6 tRNA genes are annotated in these 551 nt (G+C 51.9%); all 6 read right to left on the minus strand.

The features are described 5' to 3' along the window. Position 1 precedes the first annotated feature (1 nt). Positions 2-87, minus strand: a tRNA-Leu gene (locus BLE01S_RS20220). Positions 88-93: 6 nt separating this feature from the next. Further along, positions 94-168, minus strand: a tRNA-Gly gene (locus BLE01S_RS20225). A 9-nt stretch (positions 169-177) separates the two neighbouring features. Continuing rightward, positions 178-259, minus strand: a tRNA-Leu gene (locus BLE01S_RS20230). 8 nt (positions 260-267) lie between these two features. After that, positions 268-343: transfer RNA gene (locus BLE01S_RS20235), tRNA-Lys, on the minus strand. Between the two features lie 35 nt (positions 344-378). Continuing rightward, a tRNA-Thr gene (locus BLE01S_RS20240) sits at positions 379-454 on the minus strand. Between the two features lie 12 nt (positions 455-466). Further along, positions 467-542, minus strand: a tRNA-Val gene (locus BLE01S_RS20245). Between the last annotated feature and the right edge of the window lie 9 nt (positions 543-551).

Genomic DNA, 551 nt, shown 5'->3' on the forward strand with positions numbered 1-551 from the left:
ATGCCGAGAACCGGAATCGAACCGGTACGGTAGTCACCTACCGCAGGATTTTAAGTCCTGTGCGTCTGCCAGTTCCGCCACCCCGGCACTTCTTGGAGCGGAAGACGGGATTCGAACCCGCGACCCCCACCTTGGCAAGGTGGTGTTCTACCACTGAACTACTTCCGCTTATTTCGATGCGGGTGAAGGGAGTCGAACCCCCACGCCTTACGGCACTAGATCCTAAGTCTAGCGTGTCTGCCAGTTCCACCACACCCGCATAAAAAATGGTGAGCCATGCAGGATTCGAACCTGCGACCCTCTGATTAAAAGTCAGATGCTCTACCAACTGAGCTAATGGCTCGTACATCATTTCTATTAGAAAAGTAAAACAAAAACTGGTGCCGGCCAGAGGACTTGAACCCCCAACCTACTGATTACAAGTCAGTTGCTCTACCAATTGAGCTAGGCCGGCAAAGAAATATAATGGTGGAGGATGACGGGTTCGAACCGCCGACCCTCTGCTTGTAAGGCAGATGCTCTCCCAGCTGAGCTAATCCTCCAATATGTAT

The sequence above is a fragment of the Lederbergia lenta NBRC 16444 genome (assembly GCF_001591545.1).
Lineage (GTDB): Bacteria > Bacillota > Bacilli > Bacillales > Bacillaceae_C > Lederbergia > Lederbergia lenta.